Source organism: Henriciella sp. AS95, from assembly GCF_038900055.1.
Taxonomy (GTDB): domain Bacteria; phylum Pseudomonadota; class Alphaproteobacteria; order Caulobacterales; family Hyphomonadaceae; genus Henriciella.
This window is the reverse complement of the sequence record NZ_JBBMQM010000001.1, coordinates 2,602,922-2,617,372: the sequence shown is the minus strand read 5'-3', so window position 1 is coordinate 2,617,372 and position 14,451 is coordinate 2,602,922. Positions and strand designations below refer to the sequence as shown.

At 57.7% G+C, this 14,451-nt stretch carries 10 protein-coding genes and 1 tRNA gene; 7 read left to right on the top strand and 4 right to left on the bottom strand.

Annotated elements, in window-relative coordinates; genetic code table 11:
- The first annotated feature begins 128 nt into the window (after positions 1-128).
- From WNY37_RS12875 to WNY37_RS12860, 4 genes are all read left to right on the top strand, one after another.
- Positions 129-1,112, top strand: a complete 984-nt coding sequence (locus WNY37_RS12875) for a nitronate monooxygenase family protein (RefSeq protein ID WP_342973791.1) — start codon at positions 129-131, stop codon at positions 1,110-1,112.
- Positions 1,113-1,234: 122 nt separating this feature from the next.
- Positions 1,235-1,663, top strand: a complete 429-nt coding sequence (locus WNY37_RS12870) for a D-Ala-D-Ala carboxypeptidase family metallohydrolase (protein WP_342973790.1) — start codon at positions 1,235-1,237, stop codon at positions 1,661-1,663.
- Complete coding sequence (locus tag WNY37_RS12865; protein ID WP_342973789.1) at positions 1,651-2,127, top strand: hypothetical protein; 477 nt, start codon at positions 1,651-1,653, stop codon at positions 2,125-2,127. Before WNY37_RS12870 ends, WNY37_RS12865 begins: the two co-directional genes overlap by 13 nt.
- A 308-nt stretch (positions 2,128-2,435) precedes the next feature.
- On the top strand, positions 2,436-5,525 hold the full coding sequence (locus tag WNY37_RS12860; protein ID WP_342973788.1) for a TonB-dependent receptor: 3,090 nt from the start codon (positions 2,436-2,438) through the stop codon (positions 5,523-5,525).
- Positions 5,526-5,751: 226 nt separating this feature from the next.
- On the opposite strand, the gene WNY37_RS12855 is transcribed toward WNY37_RS12860, so the two are convergent.
- A complete protein-coding gene (locus WNY37_RS12855; RefSeq protein WP_342973787.1) occupies positions 5,752-7,089 on the bottom strand; it encodes a sulfotransferase in 1,338 nt (445 codons plus the stop codon).
- Positions 7,090-7,529: 440 nt separating this feature from the next.
- Between WNY37_RS12855 and WNY37_RS12850 the strand changes: the two genes are divergently transcribed.
- Positions 7,530-9,596: a prolyl oligopeptidase family serine peptidase gene (locus WNY37_RS12850; protein WP_342973786.1), complete on the top strand. Its 2,067-nt coding sequence runs from the start codon at positions 7,530-7,532 to the stop codon at positions 9,594-9,596.
- Positions 9,597-9,600: 4 nt separating this feature from the next.
- Here WNY37_RS12850 and WNY37_RS12845 read toward each other — a convergent pair whose 3' ends face one another.
- Complete coding sequence (locus WNY37_RS12845; RefSeq protein WP_342973785.1) at positions 9,601-11,301, bottom strand: putative 2OG-Fe(II) oxygenase; 1,701 nt, start codon at positions 11,299-11,301, stop codon at positions 9,601-9,603.
- Positions 11,302-11,521: 220 nt separating this feature from the next.
- Positions 11,522-11,596: transfer RNA gene (locus WNY37_RS12840), tRNA-Thr, on the bottom strand.
- 77 nt (positions 11,597-11,673) lie between these two features.
- Between WNY37_RS12840 and WNY37_RS12835 the strand changes: the two genes are divergently transcribed.
- Positions 11,674-11,832 (top strand): hypothetical protein, encoded by a 159-nt coding sequence (locus tag WNY37_RS12835; protein ID WP_342973784.1) that lies wholly within the window; start codon positions 11,674-11,676, stop codon positions 11,830-11,832.
- A 4-nt stretch (positions 11,833-11,836) separates the two neighbouring features.
- Here WNY37_RS12835 and WNY37_RS12830 read toward each other — a convergent pair whose 3' ends face one another.
- Entirely contained in the window at positions 11,837-12,511 is a 675-nt protein-coding gene (locus WNY37_RS12830) for a zeta toxin family protein (RefSeq protein ID WP_342973783.1), read from the bottom strand.
- A gap of 50 nt (positions 12,512-12,561) precedes the next feature.
- Here WNY37_RS12830 and WNY37_RS12825 point away from each other — a divergent pair, with 50 nt between their 5' ends.
- The gene (locus WNY37_RS12825; protein WP_342973782.1) at positions 12,562-14,403 is read left to right on the top strand and encodes an aminoglycoside phosphotransferase family protein; all 1,842 of its coding nucleotides are present in this window, start codon (positions 12,562-12,564) and stop codon (positions 14,401-14,403) included.
- Positions 14,404-14,451 lie beyond the last annotated feature (48 nt).

Sequence of the window (14,451 nt, the reverse complement as noted above, 5' to 3'; positions counted from 1 at the left end):
CCAATGCCAGAGCAAATCCAGGGGATCAGGGGCGGGGCCCTTGCGCCGCTTTCCCAACGTCATGGCTTGCCGGGCAGGTGCGCGCAGCTAGGTAAGGGCGAATGAAACAACTCTGAGGGAAAACGCCAATGTCCGTGCCATCCGTGCTGTCTAATCTGCGCTTGCCAGTCATTGGCTCGCCGCTCTTCATCATCTCAAACCCGGATCTGGTGATCGCGCAGTGCAAGGCGGGCGTGGTCGGATCGTTTCCGTCGCTGAATGCGCGGCCGATCTCGCAGCTGGATGAATGGCTGGACCGGATCACGTCTGAACTCGACGCCTATAACAAGGCCAATCCGGACAAGCCGGCGGCGCCCTTTGCGGTGAACCAGATCGTCCACAAGACGAATAACCGGCTGGAGGAAGACCTTGAGCTTTGCGTGAAATACAAGGCGCCGCTGGTGATCACGTCCTTGGGCGCGCGGGTGGAAGTGAACGAAGCCATCCACTCCTATGGCGGCATCGTGATGCATGACGTCATCGATACGTTCTTTGCCAACAAGGCGCTGGAGAAAGGCGCCGACGGCCTGATCGCGGTGTGCGCCGGGGCCGGCGGGCATGCCGGGCGGCTTTCACCTTTTGCGCTGATCCAGGAAATCCGGAAATTCTTTGATGGCCCGCTTGCCCTGTCAGGCTCGATCGCGACCGGCGGGGCTGTTGCCGCCGCCCAGGCCATGGGCGCTGATTTCGGCTATATCGGGTCTGCCTTCATCGCCTGCGACGAAGCCAATGCCGTCGAAGGCTACAAGGATGCGATCGTGAAATATGGCGCCGAAGATATCGTCTATTCAAACCTCTTCACCGGCGTACATGGCAACTATCTGAGACCGTCCATCGAGGCGGCTGGGATGGACCCGGATAACCTGCCGCAGAGCGATCCGAGCAAGATGAATTTCGGCTCTGGCGGTAATCAGAAGTCCAAGGCCTGGAAGGATATCTGGGGCTGCGGGCAGGGCATTGGCGCCGTGACCGAGCGCATGTCGACGGCCGATTTCGTGGACAAGCTCGCCCGCGAATATGATGAGGCTGTGGCCGCGCTCGCCAAGGGTAGGGCGTTCGCGCCTGCCGGCTGATTCTGCGGCGAGCGGACAGCGCCACTCGTTTCCTGCGAGAAGCGCCCGCCTGGCAATAGAGCCGGCTTTATTTTCAGACCGTATGTGCTGGTGAGCGATCCTCCTCATTGAAGGAGGCGGCGATGCTCTATCGTACGGTTACCGGCGCGCGGCAGGCTCTGGCAGCAGGCTGGCGCTGGCCGCATTTCTCGATTGGCGAGCTTGCCTGCCGCTGCGGCGGGCGATTCTGCGGCGGTGCATACTGGCATGATCCGGTCTTTCTCGATGGGCTCGAAGCCCTGCGTGAGGCGGCTCGCAAGCCGCTGGTGATCACGTCCGGTCATCGATGCGCCGGATGGAATGCGGCGGTCGGCGGCGCGCCGCTGTCTCAGCACAAACAGATCGCCGCTGACATCGCGCTGTCCGGTCATAACCGTTTCGCCTTGCTCAAGGCGGCAGAGCAGGCGGGCTTCACCGGCTTCGGCCTCGCGCGCAGCTTCCTTCACATCGACAGGCGGGCGGTGCCCGCGCGCTGGTTTTATCCCGGGAGCGAGGACGTATGGACGAGATAGCAGGATTGGCCGCGAGTGCGGCGGGGGGCGGACTGTTCGGATTGATCGGAACGGCGCTCGGCCGGGTCGCCGGCTTTTTCGAAGCGCGCCAGAAGCAGGCGCATGAGCGCGCAAGATGGGCGCATGAAACGGCACTGCTGGAGCTTCAGCACAGGGCGAGGGCGGCGGAAACGGAAGCCGAACTGGCGCTTGCCGAAACAAGTGGCAGCTGGGCCGGGCTGGCAGCCTCGGTGGAGGCGGATGCGGCGATCGGTGAGAGCTATCTCTGGGTAAATGCGGTTCGGGGACTGACGCGGCCAGCGCTGACCGTTCTTCTATGGCTGATCGCTTCAGGGATATGGCTTGGCGCCGATGCGGAGGGCCGCCGGGCCATCATTGAAACCGCCACATTTGCCGCGACCGCTGCCACACTCTGGTGGTTTGGCGATCGGGGGCCAGCGCAACGCCTTTCGAGGCACGATTAACCAGCGGCAGCCGAGCACCCATCGCGCAGGGGGCGGGGTAGGAATTTGCGGAGACTTGGACTTATCCGGTGAAGCGTTGCGCGCAATCCCGGAAGAGTAAGGCAGAACTGTGACGATTATATCACATGGGGCGGCATTCACATTAACACGATGCAACGCAGCATTGACCCATCTGGGATAGATGTCTCTAAATCCGGCCACAGGCGGGATTCTGGTTTGGCGAAAAACGCATTTTCGAGGGAAAATCACCCGTCCGCCTTCCTGTGTCAGGGATGGAAGTTCTTAACTGGATGTATTGGAGAAATTACGTGAAGCACGGAACGAAACGTTCAATTCGTAGCACGTTGATGATCAGCACGATGCTGATCGGCCTCACCTCGGTGACTGGCCTGCAGGCAATTGCGCAGGACACCGCCGATGAAGAGGATAACACGCGCCGCGAAGAAACCATCAGGGTCACCGGTACCCGCGTTATGTCGCAAGACTATAGCGCGACGAGCCCGGTTACCACTATTGGTGCGGCAGACATCGAACTGAGCGCAACGCTCAACGTTGAAACCCTTCTGAACGACCTCCCGCAGGTCATTCCGGGTAACACCGTTACGTCGAACAACGCAGGTGGCGAAGATTTCGCAACCATCGACCTTCGTGGTCTTGGTCCACAGCGTACGCTGGTCCTGATCGACGGCGAGCGCGTTCCTGGTTCGTCCTCGACCGGTGTTGTCGACCTTAACTCGATCCCAGCTGGTCTGATCGAGCGTATCGAAGTCGTGACCGGCGGTACGTCCGCTGTGTACGGTTCCGACGCAATCGCCGGTGTCGTCAACTTCATCCTGAAGGACGACTATGAAGGCGCAGAAGTCACCGTTGGTGGCGGCGGCGCATTCGACGGCAACGGCCGCTACGAAGCCATCGACCTTCTCATGGGCGGTAACTTCGACAACGGCAAAGGTAACGTCACCACTTACGCATCATACTTCTCGCGCGACGGCGTCAGCCAGGGCGATTATGACTATTCCCGCGTTGCTGCAGGTGTCGGCTATGGCTACGACCTCGTAAACGGCGGCTATGCTGATGGCGCAACGAGAGTCATCGACAGCTACGACGACTATCAGAATTTCCTCGGCAACATTAACTCGAACTATCCGGGTTTCACGCCTTTCGTGTTCTCCGGCGGTTCGGGTACCCCACCATGGGGCGCGATCTCCAACAGCGCGGCGAACCCGTTCACCGATCTTGCAACCAATCCGGGTACCCCGAACTTTGCAAACCCGACGACGGCTAACCCAGACTGTCTGCCAGCGGCCAATGGCAACCTGTCTTTCAATGATGCCGGTGAGCTCACCCCGTACTACAGCTCGGGATACTGTGCGATTCCAGATCGCGCAGCAGGTTCTTCGCGTTACAACTATGCGCCGGACAACTTCATCTACCTGCCGGCTGATCGTTATGGCATCCAAACGTTCGTGAACTACGAGCTGACCCCTGATGTGAACATGAAGGCATTCCTGTCCTATGTTCGCAGCCAGACTGAGGTGCAACTCGCAGCAACGCCGATTACGGGCATTTCGGTCCCTGTATCGTCACCTGCAATCGCGGGCGCAGACGGTATTGTTGGTACCGCAGACGATCCGCACCCGGACTTCTCTGCAGCGCTGAACTCGCGTCCGACCCCGGATGCGAACTTCACCTATGCATGGCGTTCGAATGGCATCGGTCCGCGCATCAGTAACTACAATAACTCGCAGCTCGTTGGCCGCGTGGCATTCGACGGCCGGATCACGGACTCCTGGAACTGGAACGTCTCCATGGGTTGGGGCCAGGGTCAGTTCACGTCCAAGGGCCAGAACAACGTGAACCGCGTTGCGCTGAACCAAGGCCTTGCTGGCTGTGACAACCTCGATCCTTCCGCTCTGCTTCCGGGCTGTGTGGACGTCGATATCTTTGGCCCGCCATCGGTCACGACCCCAGCAATGTCTAGCTTCGTCCGGACGAACATCCAGACGAACCAGGAAATCGAGCAGACAACGTTTTCGGCTTACGTCACCGGTGAGGCTTTCGAGCTTCCGGCTGGCCCAGTCGCGACCGTGTTCGGTGTCGAATATCGCGAAGATAATGTGAACTTCGTGGTCGACGACGCTCAGCGCCGCGGCGAAATTGCAGGCTTCAACGCCGTGCAGAACGTTGTCGGTTCGCAGGACGTGTACGAAGCTTATACTGAGATTGTCGTGCCGCTTCTGAGTGACATGCCTTTCGCGCACGAGCTGAACCTCGAGACAGGCTATCGCTACTCCGACTACAGCACGATCGGCAAAGCCGAAGCGTACAAGTATGGCGGTAACTGGGCCCCGACTGACTGGCTCCGTTTCCGTGCCATCTACAACAAGGCCGTTCGTGCCCCGTCCGCTCTGGAAAGCTTCCAGAATGGTGACCAGGGCTTTGCGAGCTACACTGATCCGTGTCGTGGATCCGTGGCTGAGAATTCCCCGCAGCTGCTGGCCTTCTGTACGACGGGTGGCAACATCGGTGGCGGTTTCGTTCCGGCGTCTCTCTACACCGGAGGCTCGGGCACTTTCTCAGCGGCCAACAGCCAGGTTCAGGCGTTCTCGTTTGGTAACCCCAACCTGTCGCCGGAAACTGGTGAGACGATCACCGTGGGTGCTGTCTTCCAGCCGGACTTCGTGCCGGTCGGTAACTTCCGTGCCACGGTCGACTACTACAACATCAAGCTGGACGACCAGATCGTATCCCGCGGCTCCGCAACGATCCTGGACTCCTGTTACGGAAACCTGGGAAGCACGCCGCAGTCGGTTGCTGACTGTCAACAGATCACTCGGGACCCGGCCACGGGTCAGATCACCGGCATCAACACCTCGCTCACCAACTCGGTCGGTCGAACCGAAGTGGAAGGCGTGGACGTTCAGTTCGATTATAACTTCGATCTGGACGAGGCTTTCGCATCGGCTCCGGGTACATTCGGCATCAACACCCTTGTGACCTTCACCGAGAAGTACGACATTGGTGACTCCGAATACGCTGGTACCAGCACGCCGCAGATCGGTGGTTCCATTCCTGACTACAAGACAGTCACGACTGTGGACTACAAACTCGACAGCTGGATCTTCCAAATCCGTCACACCTATGTGCCGGAGATGGAAAACTCCCCAGACTACTTCGGTGCCGACGACACCCCATCGTTCTCGAACTTTGACGGTTCGGTCGCATGGGATGCAACGGATCGCCTCCGCGTCGTTGCCGGTGTGCAGAACCTCTTTGATGAGCTGCCACCGCAAACCGCTCTGGGTACGCTGTATGGACAAGGTAACGTTGACGCGGCGCTTTACGCACCGTGGGTCATCGGCCGCACCTACTCACTGTCAGCCAAGCTGCGGTTCTAGTAGGGGTCCATCCCATCTAATATTGAGAGGCAGCGGTTCGTCCGCTGCCTCTTTTTTTGTGGTGACGCGAGGGCACAGGGAAATAAACGGCAGAATGCGGACAACGCAGATTGCGGCCGAACAGTGTACAGCCGCCGGCAAGGGCAGGGCCCGTCCGCAGTGCCATGCGCGAGGCGCTTTGTTGTTTGGGAAGGGGCAGCGTGCATCGTCGCACGGATGCCGCGCTTTACCAGATGGCGTTGCCTTGCTGGTCGATGAATCCCATTGCCTGCAAGGATGCCACGAGCGGGGCCAACCGGTTTTCATATGCCCGCCAGGCGTCCACGCCGCTCGAATTGATCGGTCGGCGAACCTGCACGCTCGATGCCGTTGCAACGCCGCGCCTGGCCTTATGAGGAGACAGACAGGCTTCATTGAAGGGCAGACCGGCTTCGTCCAGCAATCGTCTGATCTCGCTTTCGGGATCACTGATAAGCTGTTCCAGGATCACTGAGGACAAACCGTCGCCCATGGCGGTCTGCCAGTGATTCATCATGTCGCGATAAAGCTGGTAATTCGCGGCGAGGTCTTCCTGGCGATAGGACCACAGATAGGAATCGTTGCCGAACAACACCTTGTAGGCACCGAACAGGCTGTCCATAGGATTCCGGCGCAGGTGGATGATCGGCGAATAGGGAAACGCCTTTCGGATCGCGCCCGTATAGGCGTAGTTCTGCGGCAGTTTCTCGGTGACATAGCGTGTATTGCCAAACAGATGACGTGTTTCATCGAGATAAGTCGCGCGGACGTCTTCCCAATTCAAATCGTGAAGCTGTTCGACTTCGCCAGGACTGAAAATATCGTGTCCGGTGCCGCCATTCGCGCGCCGAAGTGCGATGTGCATGCCGTAAGTCTCGCCCATCGGAGTGACGTCCGGGTGGGCTGCGAATATCTGCTCGACGAGCGTCGTTCCGGACCGCGGAAGACCAAGAATGAAGATGGGGATCGGCTCGCTGTCATCAGCGGGCAAAGGCGCGCGACCATCGATATCGTCGCCGAAGGCTGACCGCAGCGACGCGGACAAGGCCCTGCGGTCTTCAAGATCATACGGCATTTCCTCGGCGCATATGCTGGCGCCTGCCTGAAGTGCTTCCCAGGCCCGCTCATGCAGCTTCAGCCCGTCGGCTTCCTGAAAGATTGCGTAATTGATGCGCGCCCGGTCCATCGCCGTCCCGGGGCCCTGCTCGAGAGCCTTTTCCAGCCGGGCGATGTGATTATTTGCAGTATCCCATTTTCGCAGTCCGGCAATCGAGAAGTGAGACAGACCATGCAAGGGGTCGGCGGCGAGCGCTTTTTCAAGGTGGCGCTCAGCACCGTCTATATCGCCGAGATGACGCAAAACAGTACCAAGGTTGTAGTTCGCGGAGAGATCGTCAGGCGCTTCGCTGACAGCCGCTTTCAGATGCGGAAGGGCTTCCTCGTGCAGGCCGAGATGTGAGAGTGTCTGACCCACAGTATCCTTCTGGCGAGTGCTCAAGGACTGTTGCTTGACCACGTCTTCAATCGTGGCAACGGCTTCCGCCATAAACCCCCGTCGGGCCAATACACGGGGGAAATCCGCTTTCAGTAGCATGTGCGCAGGGTCGTTTGTCGGTATTGCGCCCAACGCATCGCGAAAAGCGCGCAGGTCGTCCCCGCTCTCCATAACCAGAAGGCAGCGGCAGAGCAGGACCCATGCTGGCGGGAAATTCCGGTCGATTCTGAGCGCGAGCTGAGCGAAGTCAGCGGCGCGTACATGGTCGCCAGAACGCATCGCGTGAACGCCCTGTCCAAGTAAACTGCTGATTTGCTGCTGCTGCTCAAAAGCAATTGGGCGTTGCGTCATTTGCCGGGTATCCATAGCATCCCAGACAGGGTCGGATTCTAAGCTACATCCTGTTGTCGGGAATGGGCGTCATTTGGCCGTAAAATTTGTTTTCCCGACCTTAGTTGATCCAAGGTCAGTGTCCAGCAAAGGGGTCAGTTTTGAAACAGATCATCAACAATTTCCGGGGGCTCGCAGGAGCCGCAACCATCAGCGTTGCGTTGGCCATATCAGCTGCGCCGGCACAGGCGCAGGTTGAGCGGCTCGATATCAGCGCCGTCGTCGGCAAGGATACTTTCTTTAGTCCGAGCCTTTCGCCGGATGGCCGCCTTGTGGCAGCGGTTCTCTCCAAGCCCGACGCCGATACGCTTATCCTGATTGATCGCGAAACCGGAGCCGTCACGCCGATCCAGCGCGCGACATCTGAGGACAGCCTGTCGATCACGGGGGTTCAATTCAAGAACAACAACCGCATCCTCTTCAGTGTGCAGCAGAAATACGAGATCAAGGTCGACAAGGCCAGCTCAGCGCGGCGCACGGCGACCGTCGATCCAATGAGTGAAGGCTTCGGCTTTGTGACCCGGATTTACGCGGTCAATACCGATGGCTCCAATCTGCTATCTCTGTACGACCCGTCCCTCGACCAGGCTCTGCCGCGGACGATTAGCGCGAATATCGCCGATATTCTTCGCAAGGATCCGGACCATGTCCTGATGCTGATCCCAAGCTATGGCGGCACGGAACTTCGCAAAGTCGATATCAATACCGGCAAGAATGAAACCATCGATTCCGGCAGCCAGCGTACCGTCGGCTGGGTGCTCGATTCAGCAGAAAATCCCGTTTTGCGTCAGGACATTGTTGCTGGCGGTCGCGGGACGGCCTGGCTGCGCAGTCCAGCAAACTCCGGAAAGTGGACTGAGATCGCACGCTTTCGCGGGGCCGAAGGCGCAAACGGTGCGCCTGACTTTGCCGGTGTCGGACCAGGACCTCGACCCGGCACGGCTATTGTCAGTGCGCGTCCTGAAGGTCGCGACACAAATGGTCTCTATGTCTACGACACGGCGACCGGCGAGTATGTCGATGTTGTTTTCGAGAATGATGATTTCGATGTGTTCCAGGTCATCCGGGACCCGCTGACCGATGCCGTCGCAGCGGCCTGCTACCAGGGCTTTAAATATACGTGTATCGGCCAGACAGAGGCCTTCGCGAACGAGCTTGCCGGTCTGTCCCAGGCGATCGGTGACAACGCACAGTTCCGTGTGGTGCCGGGTGGCGACATCACCAACACCATCATGATCGAGGTCACCGGTCCACAAGATCTCGGTACATATTACACGTACAATGTGCCGAACCGTGAGCTGTCCCGCCTGCAGCAGGCACGCCCATTCAACCCGGCGCTTCTGCCGACATCGAGCGTTTACGACTTTGAGGGCGCCGACGGCACGCCGCTGTGGGGGTATCTCTGGCTTCCACCTGGCGCTACGCCGGAAACCCGCAATCTGCCAATGATTGTTGTGCCGCATGGCGGGCCGGAAGCCCGCGACACGTTCGGCTTTGATCCCTTTGCGACCTATTGGGCCTCTCAGGGCTATGCTGTGATCCAGCCGAATTTCCGCGGTGGATCGGGCTTTGGCCGTGCCTTCGTCGAAGCCGGCTGGGGCCAATGGGGCGGGCTGATTCAGAGCGATGTCCGCGCCTCTGCAGAAGCGGTGATTGCCGACGGTATCGCAGATCCTGACCGGATGTGTGTCGCTGGCTGGTCACATGGCGGCTATGTCGCCTTTACGGCCAGCTTCATGGACACCGACCTTTACCAGTGTTCGTTTGCGGGTGCGGGCGTTTCCGATCTGCGCGAGATGCTGAAATGGGTTCGCCAAGAGCAGGGCGGAACGACGAGCGTTTCTTACAAATACTGGACGAATGCGATCGGCAGCCGCAGCGACAGCTCGCTGGACGAGTCGTCGGCCGCTCAGAACATCGACAAGATCGATATGCCACTTTTCATCGTTCACGGTGAGAAGGATTCGACTGTGCCGGTAGAGCAATCAGAGATCATGATCAGCAAACTCAGCGCGGCGGAAAAGCCGTTCCAATACATGCTGGTGCCGGATATGGATCACTATTTCAGCGCTCACCAGGCCAGCGAATGGGCTGAAATCCTGACCGATGCGGTTGATTTCTTCCAGGCGAATATCGGCCCCGGCTGGGTGCCGCCTGCCGAAGAATAGGCCTTCAGGACGGAACGAGGTCGAACGCAATCGTTATGCGTTCGGCCTCATCCTGAAAGGGCTGCACCCCGTGCCACATATAGGAGGGGAAGAGCGCCAGCTTGCCTTCTTCCGGCTTCACGAAATGCTCTGCCTGAAGGCCGGGCACGGGGAAGCGGGGATCGCCAAACGTCAACCAGCCATCGCGCGTATTGCTGCCCGCTTTCACAGAGGGCGGGACCGCCACATAAAAAGCCGACGATATCCAGCCTTCCGGGTGGATGTGGTTCACATGTGAGCCGCCGGAGCGCAGGCGAACGGACCAGCATCCGCTCATCTTCACCTTGCCGGTATTGCGGGCTGTAAACGGATGGTCAGGGCTGTTGCCGATGGCAGCCATGTATCGCGCGGCGCAATCGAGAAACCCATCCATCGCTGCCTTGATGAGAGGATCTTGAGGTAAAGACGGGTCGAGTTCGAGCTGGCTTCCGCCGCGAAGCGACTGGTCGAGCGGGTGGCTGGAAAAGCTGTGAAGCTCCCGCAGGCGCTCGGCGAGCGCGACAATGAACTGCTCGGTCGTCTCGAAGCCTTCGGGCGGCTTGAGTTCAAACGTACGAACGAAATTCTGAAAATCGTAGAGCTCGCGCCAGTCCTCGTCACCGCTGGCGCGCTGGGCTGTGGTGTGCAGGGCAATCCATTCTTGGTCAAACCGGTCACGCTCACGCCCCCAGAGCGTATGGGACAAGGCGGCTTCGGCGTGGCCGGCGCGAAGCAGGATACCGGCTGCGCTGCGCCTCAGTGGATCGAGCCTCGGCGCGGCTGCGACTGCTTTTTCAATCCGTTGGCTGGCGGCCTCGTGTGCACCGGTATCACTTTCGAGCTGCGCCATGGCGGCGTCAATCTGAGGGGCCGACTGATACCGCGCCAGAGTACGAATGATCGCCAGAGCATCCTCCTTTTGCTCGGCGCGGGACAGCAGGTCAGCGGCGGTCATGGCGAGACCGGCATCGGCCGGCCGGGTTTTCAGCGCCTGCAGCAAGGTGTCTGCGAACGTATCCGTTTCGCCAGCCATCCAGCGGATCATGGCGAGGGCATTGTGCAGGCCGGGGTCGAAGGGGTGACGCTCCAGCGCATCGATGAGGCAGCGCTCAGCTTCCTGCGTCCGGCCAGCGCCCGTCAGCGCACCGGCCCGCATTTCCATCGCGGGGGCATTGTCCTTTAGGGCATCGAATAGCGGTTCGGCGCGCTCCCAGTCGCCCTGGCGCGCAAGCGCAGCGGCGAGGACGATTTTCATGTTCCGGCTGTTCGGATTGACGGCCAGCGCCTTGCGCGCCGTCTCGGCGGCCTGAGACCACTGGCGCGCCTTGCGGGCTGTGTCGGCGGTCAGCGACAGCACGTCAAATGTCGCGCGAACACTCGCCGGGAGTTTGTAGAGCCGGGCGAGCGCATCGCTGTGTCGGCCAAGCGCGTTGAGGGTTTTTGCATGCTCTACAATCAGTCCGGTGTCGGCGGGCGCGATTTCGACAGCGGCGCTGAAGGTCTGCTCGGCGGCGTGAAGATCGCCCAGATGCGCCTGCAGACGGGCAAGGCTCGGCAGGCGCCTTCTGCGCGCGCCGGTGTCGGTTGGATGGGTGAGACTCTCGGCGAGCTTGCGTTCGGCAAGGTCAAAATTGCCAGTCCGATAGGCTTGCTGGGCTTCTTCGGCGAGGCTGTCTGCAATCTGCATGGGTGAGCGGGCTATCCGGTGATCTGGTCTGACAGCGTCATGCTAGAGCCGCGCGACACGGCCAACAAGACATTGCATGATGCCCCATCCGCCCAGTTCGCAGGAGATCAACATAACTGTCGATGACAGAGGAGAGCGGCGTGTGACCATGGTTTGCGGAATCCAAATCCAGAAATCGACCCCAGGGATCGATTTTTTCGCGAAGCGAACTGGATTAGGATGGTGCCGCGAGACAGAATTGAACTGTCGACCTCATCATTACCAATGATGCGCTCTACCACTGAGCTACCGCGGCATTTGAAGCTAGCGTGGGGTGCCCTTAGCTTATGCCGGGAAGTATGAAAAGACCGTTTCGGAAGGATCACTGAACAAATGGCAGCAAGAGACGGCGAAAGCGAACGCGATAAACGGCTGAAAGCGGCCCTGCGCGACAATCTCAAACGGCGTAAACAGGCGGCCCGTAAGGCCCGCGACGACAAGCAGTCTAATCCGGGCTTTACGAGGGAGCGGCCGAATGATTCCGAAGATTGAGTTCTTAGGATGATATTATTGAGGCCGCTTTGAGGGATTGATCAGTGACGATCTTCACGAGGTCTGATTGCGTATTGTTTTTGAAGGCGAAGAACTGGTCGCTTATGTCAGTATACTCCGGCACCATCTCTTCAATCTGCAAGGCTCGTTCAGAGATGTAGTCCGGCGGAGTGTGCCGACCTTCTGCCTTCGCTCGTGCTTCGATGCGAGATTGGCAAATGTCATTATCGACCTCTACGGAAACAACATAAATGCGATACCCAAACTGACGTTTCGCCAAGCGCAGAATTTCCGGATGCTCAGCAGCAGATCCTCCATGGTCGAGGAAAATAGAAGCGCGTTTTGAGATGAGTTCCTTAAGTAGCGCATAACCCGCCGCACGGGCTGGAAGTTCGTATTTGGCGAATGCTTCAACGATGTCAGGCGTATCTTGATAAGCTGGAATCTCCGCCATAAGGCGGTCAAAGCCAACGTATGACGGCGCTTCCGGCAACCAACTTGTAATCGTCCCATAGAGCATTCGAGCGATCACTGACTTTCCGGCTCCAGGAACGCCTAACATGTGAACGAAAAACGGCGCAGCGCGAGAGAAGCTGGATGCCAGCCGACGGTTCACGATGAGATCGAGACCGTGTGGCAAGTTTTCTATTTGTTGCGTTTCAACGGGAAAGTTATGCATTCTAACTCCGGCGTTTCTGGATCTCATGCTGCTTTATAGAAGATAGATAAATGATGTACGTAGTTGAAGTGTTGCATTGGCAAGTATTTCACGCGGTGCAAATATCAGCGTCAGCCGCCGCGAGTGAAGGTGTCCCATGGCGGTACGTACTCATTCCGATCGGGGCGGTGGTCGCGGCGATTTTAGCGCCTGTTTTTACCAATTGGTTTCAAAGCCGGCGCGAAAAGTTCCACGAACAGCAGCAGCGCAAAAAAGTTGTTTCTTTATTGAAGGCTGAGTTTGGACACATCGCTCGCCACTCGGCGACCAACCTCAAGCGGGTCACGGAACTTTACCGGGAAACCCAATTAGCCGCGGAGCTGAAGGTTGCACTTCTGAAAATTTCGCTGAAACAACCTGAAATCATCGCAACGGAGGCGCTGTTTTCAGCCGTCAAAATAGAAGACTTGGCACTCCTGCCTGAGTATCTCACTCGCGACGCACTTCGCATACAACTGACGGCTCGCAACATCGAGATTGATGTGGATGCAGCACTTCAGCAGCTGGAAGTGAGTGGATCATCTGATATCGACCTCACGAACGTCGGCCCTTTGCAATCGCTTTTTCGGAAACTGGTGAACACGGTGCAGCGTTGCGCGAGAGATAGTTCGGAAATGGTCGAAAAACTGAGGCGTTATGAGGAGGACAATTACAAGATCGCGAAGCAGGGTCGCACGGATGCGATATTTGGTGGGGGGCACCGATTCGCCGACAAGCCAATGCATTTTGATGATGCTGCCAGTTTGCGTGAGCCGGGAGATTGGAAGAGTTGGAGTGAGGAGCAGAAACTGTTCAGTTTCGATGACATTTCTCGATTATTGATCCGCAAGCTCAAATTAGACGTGGGCGTTGAAGATGTTCGAGTTGTTCAACAGTGCTTGGGGACAATCAATCAGATTGCGCTCTGCGAAGTAAACCAGAAACGCTACTGTGTTCGAATTCGCGTGAACGAGGCGATATTCCAATATGAGAAAGGTCTTATAAAAGAGGCCGTCATTGCGCGAGCGCTTGAGCGCTGCAAGCAGGAAGATCCACCTCATGAAGTCCTCGTGTCAGACATAATCCATCACGTCGCTAACGATCAGGACAATGATACGTCCATCAATTTCGACATTGGTCCAGATGTCCACTACTATTCCGAATTGGAAGAGATCGTTCGGGGCAGGAAGTTTCCCATGTCGATTATCGACTGGATAGATGGACAACATCTCGGAAACGATTGCGCTCGAAACGCCTATGTCGGGCTAGGTAATGCAATCAAAGGCCTGCAAAGTATCAGGTTCGCAGCCTATTATCGCAATTTTCGAGAGCTTGGGAAATATCGTTTCTCCAGAGATTTTTGCGAGGATGTGATGCGAGAGCTAAGAGATCGAAATTCCGATCTCGCACTAATTGGTTCAATTCAATTCTCGAAGATTCTAGTAGTCTTGGAAGAGGCGCTGCGGAGCGATGCGAAGAGTTCGCGCGGATTTGTTTTCTGTCACAATGACCTGCACGCAAATAACATCTTTTATCGTCCAGATACGGGCGTAAGCATCATCGACTGGGATAACTTATGCATTCATCACGAATTGTTCGACCTGGTGAAAGTAAAATACTGGGGCAGCATTGGGGAGAATGGTCGGTTCTCAGCCTCAGATGACAACTTCAAAGCCTTTTGCGAAGGCTTTGGTAGAAAAGTCGAAGAGATTGAGAAATCAATCGTATTCAAAGGTTTGTGCATGCTTTGGTTGTTCAGGATATATTCGTTTGAATTCAAAAGAGAATCTGCAGGTGCTCGAATTCCGATGCCTTTTCTTCCGCCGAAGTTTTACGCCGATGAAATTCGAGACTTGGCAAAATCGATCGCGTGACGGGGCACCGAGTCGAGCGCGCTCCAGAATGTGTCTGCAATAGCCGCA

Bases quoted from the DNA above. Each gene is read 5' to 3' on its own strand.
- WNY37_RS12875 (WP_342973791.1), top strand. From the start codon at position 129: ATGTCCGTGCCATCCGTGCTGTCTAATCTGCGCTTGCCAGTCATTGGC.
- WNY37_RS12870 (WP_342973790.1), top strand. From the start codon at position 1,235: ATGCTCTATCGTACGGTTACCGGCGCGCGGCAGGCTCTGGCAGCAGGC.
- WNY37_RS12865 (WP_342973789.1), top strand. From the start codon at position 1,651: ATGGACGAGATAGCAGGATTGGCCGCGAGTGCGGCGGGGGGCGGACTG.
- WNY37_RS12855 (WP_342973787.1), bottom strand. From the start codon at position 7,089: ATGGCGGAAGCCGTTGCCACGATTGAAGACGTGGTCAAGCAACAGTCC.
- WNY37_RS12845 (WP_342973785.1), bottom strand. From the start codon at position 11,301: ATGCAGATTGCAGACAGCCTCGCCGAAGAAGCCCAGCAAGCCTATCGG.
- WNY37_RS12835 (WP_342973784.1), top strand. From the start codon at position 11,674: ATGGCAGCAAGAGACGGCGAAAGCGAACGCGATAAACGGCTGAAAGCG.
- WNY37_RS12830 (WP_342973783.1), bottom strand. From the start codon at position 12,511: ATGCATAACTTTCCCGTTGAAACGCAACAAATAGAAAACTTGCCACAC.
- WNY37_RS12825 (WP_342973782.1), top strand. From the start codon at position 12,562: ATGATGTACGTAGTTGAAGTGTTGCATTGGCAAGTATTTCACGCGGTG.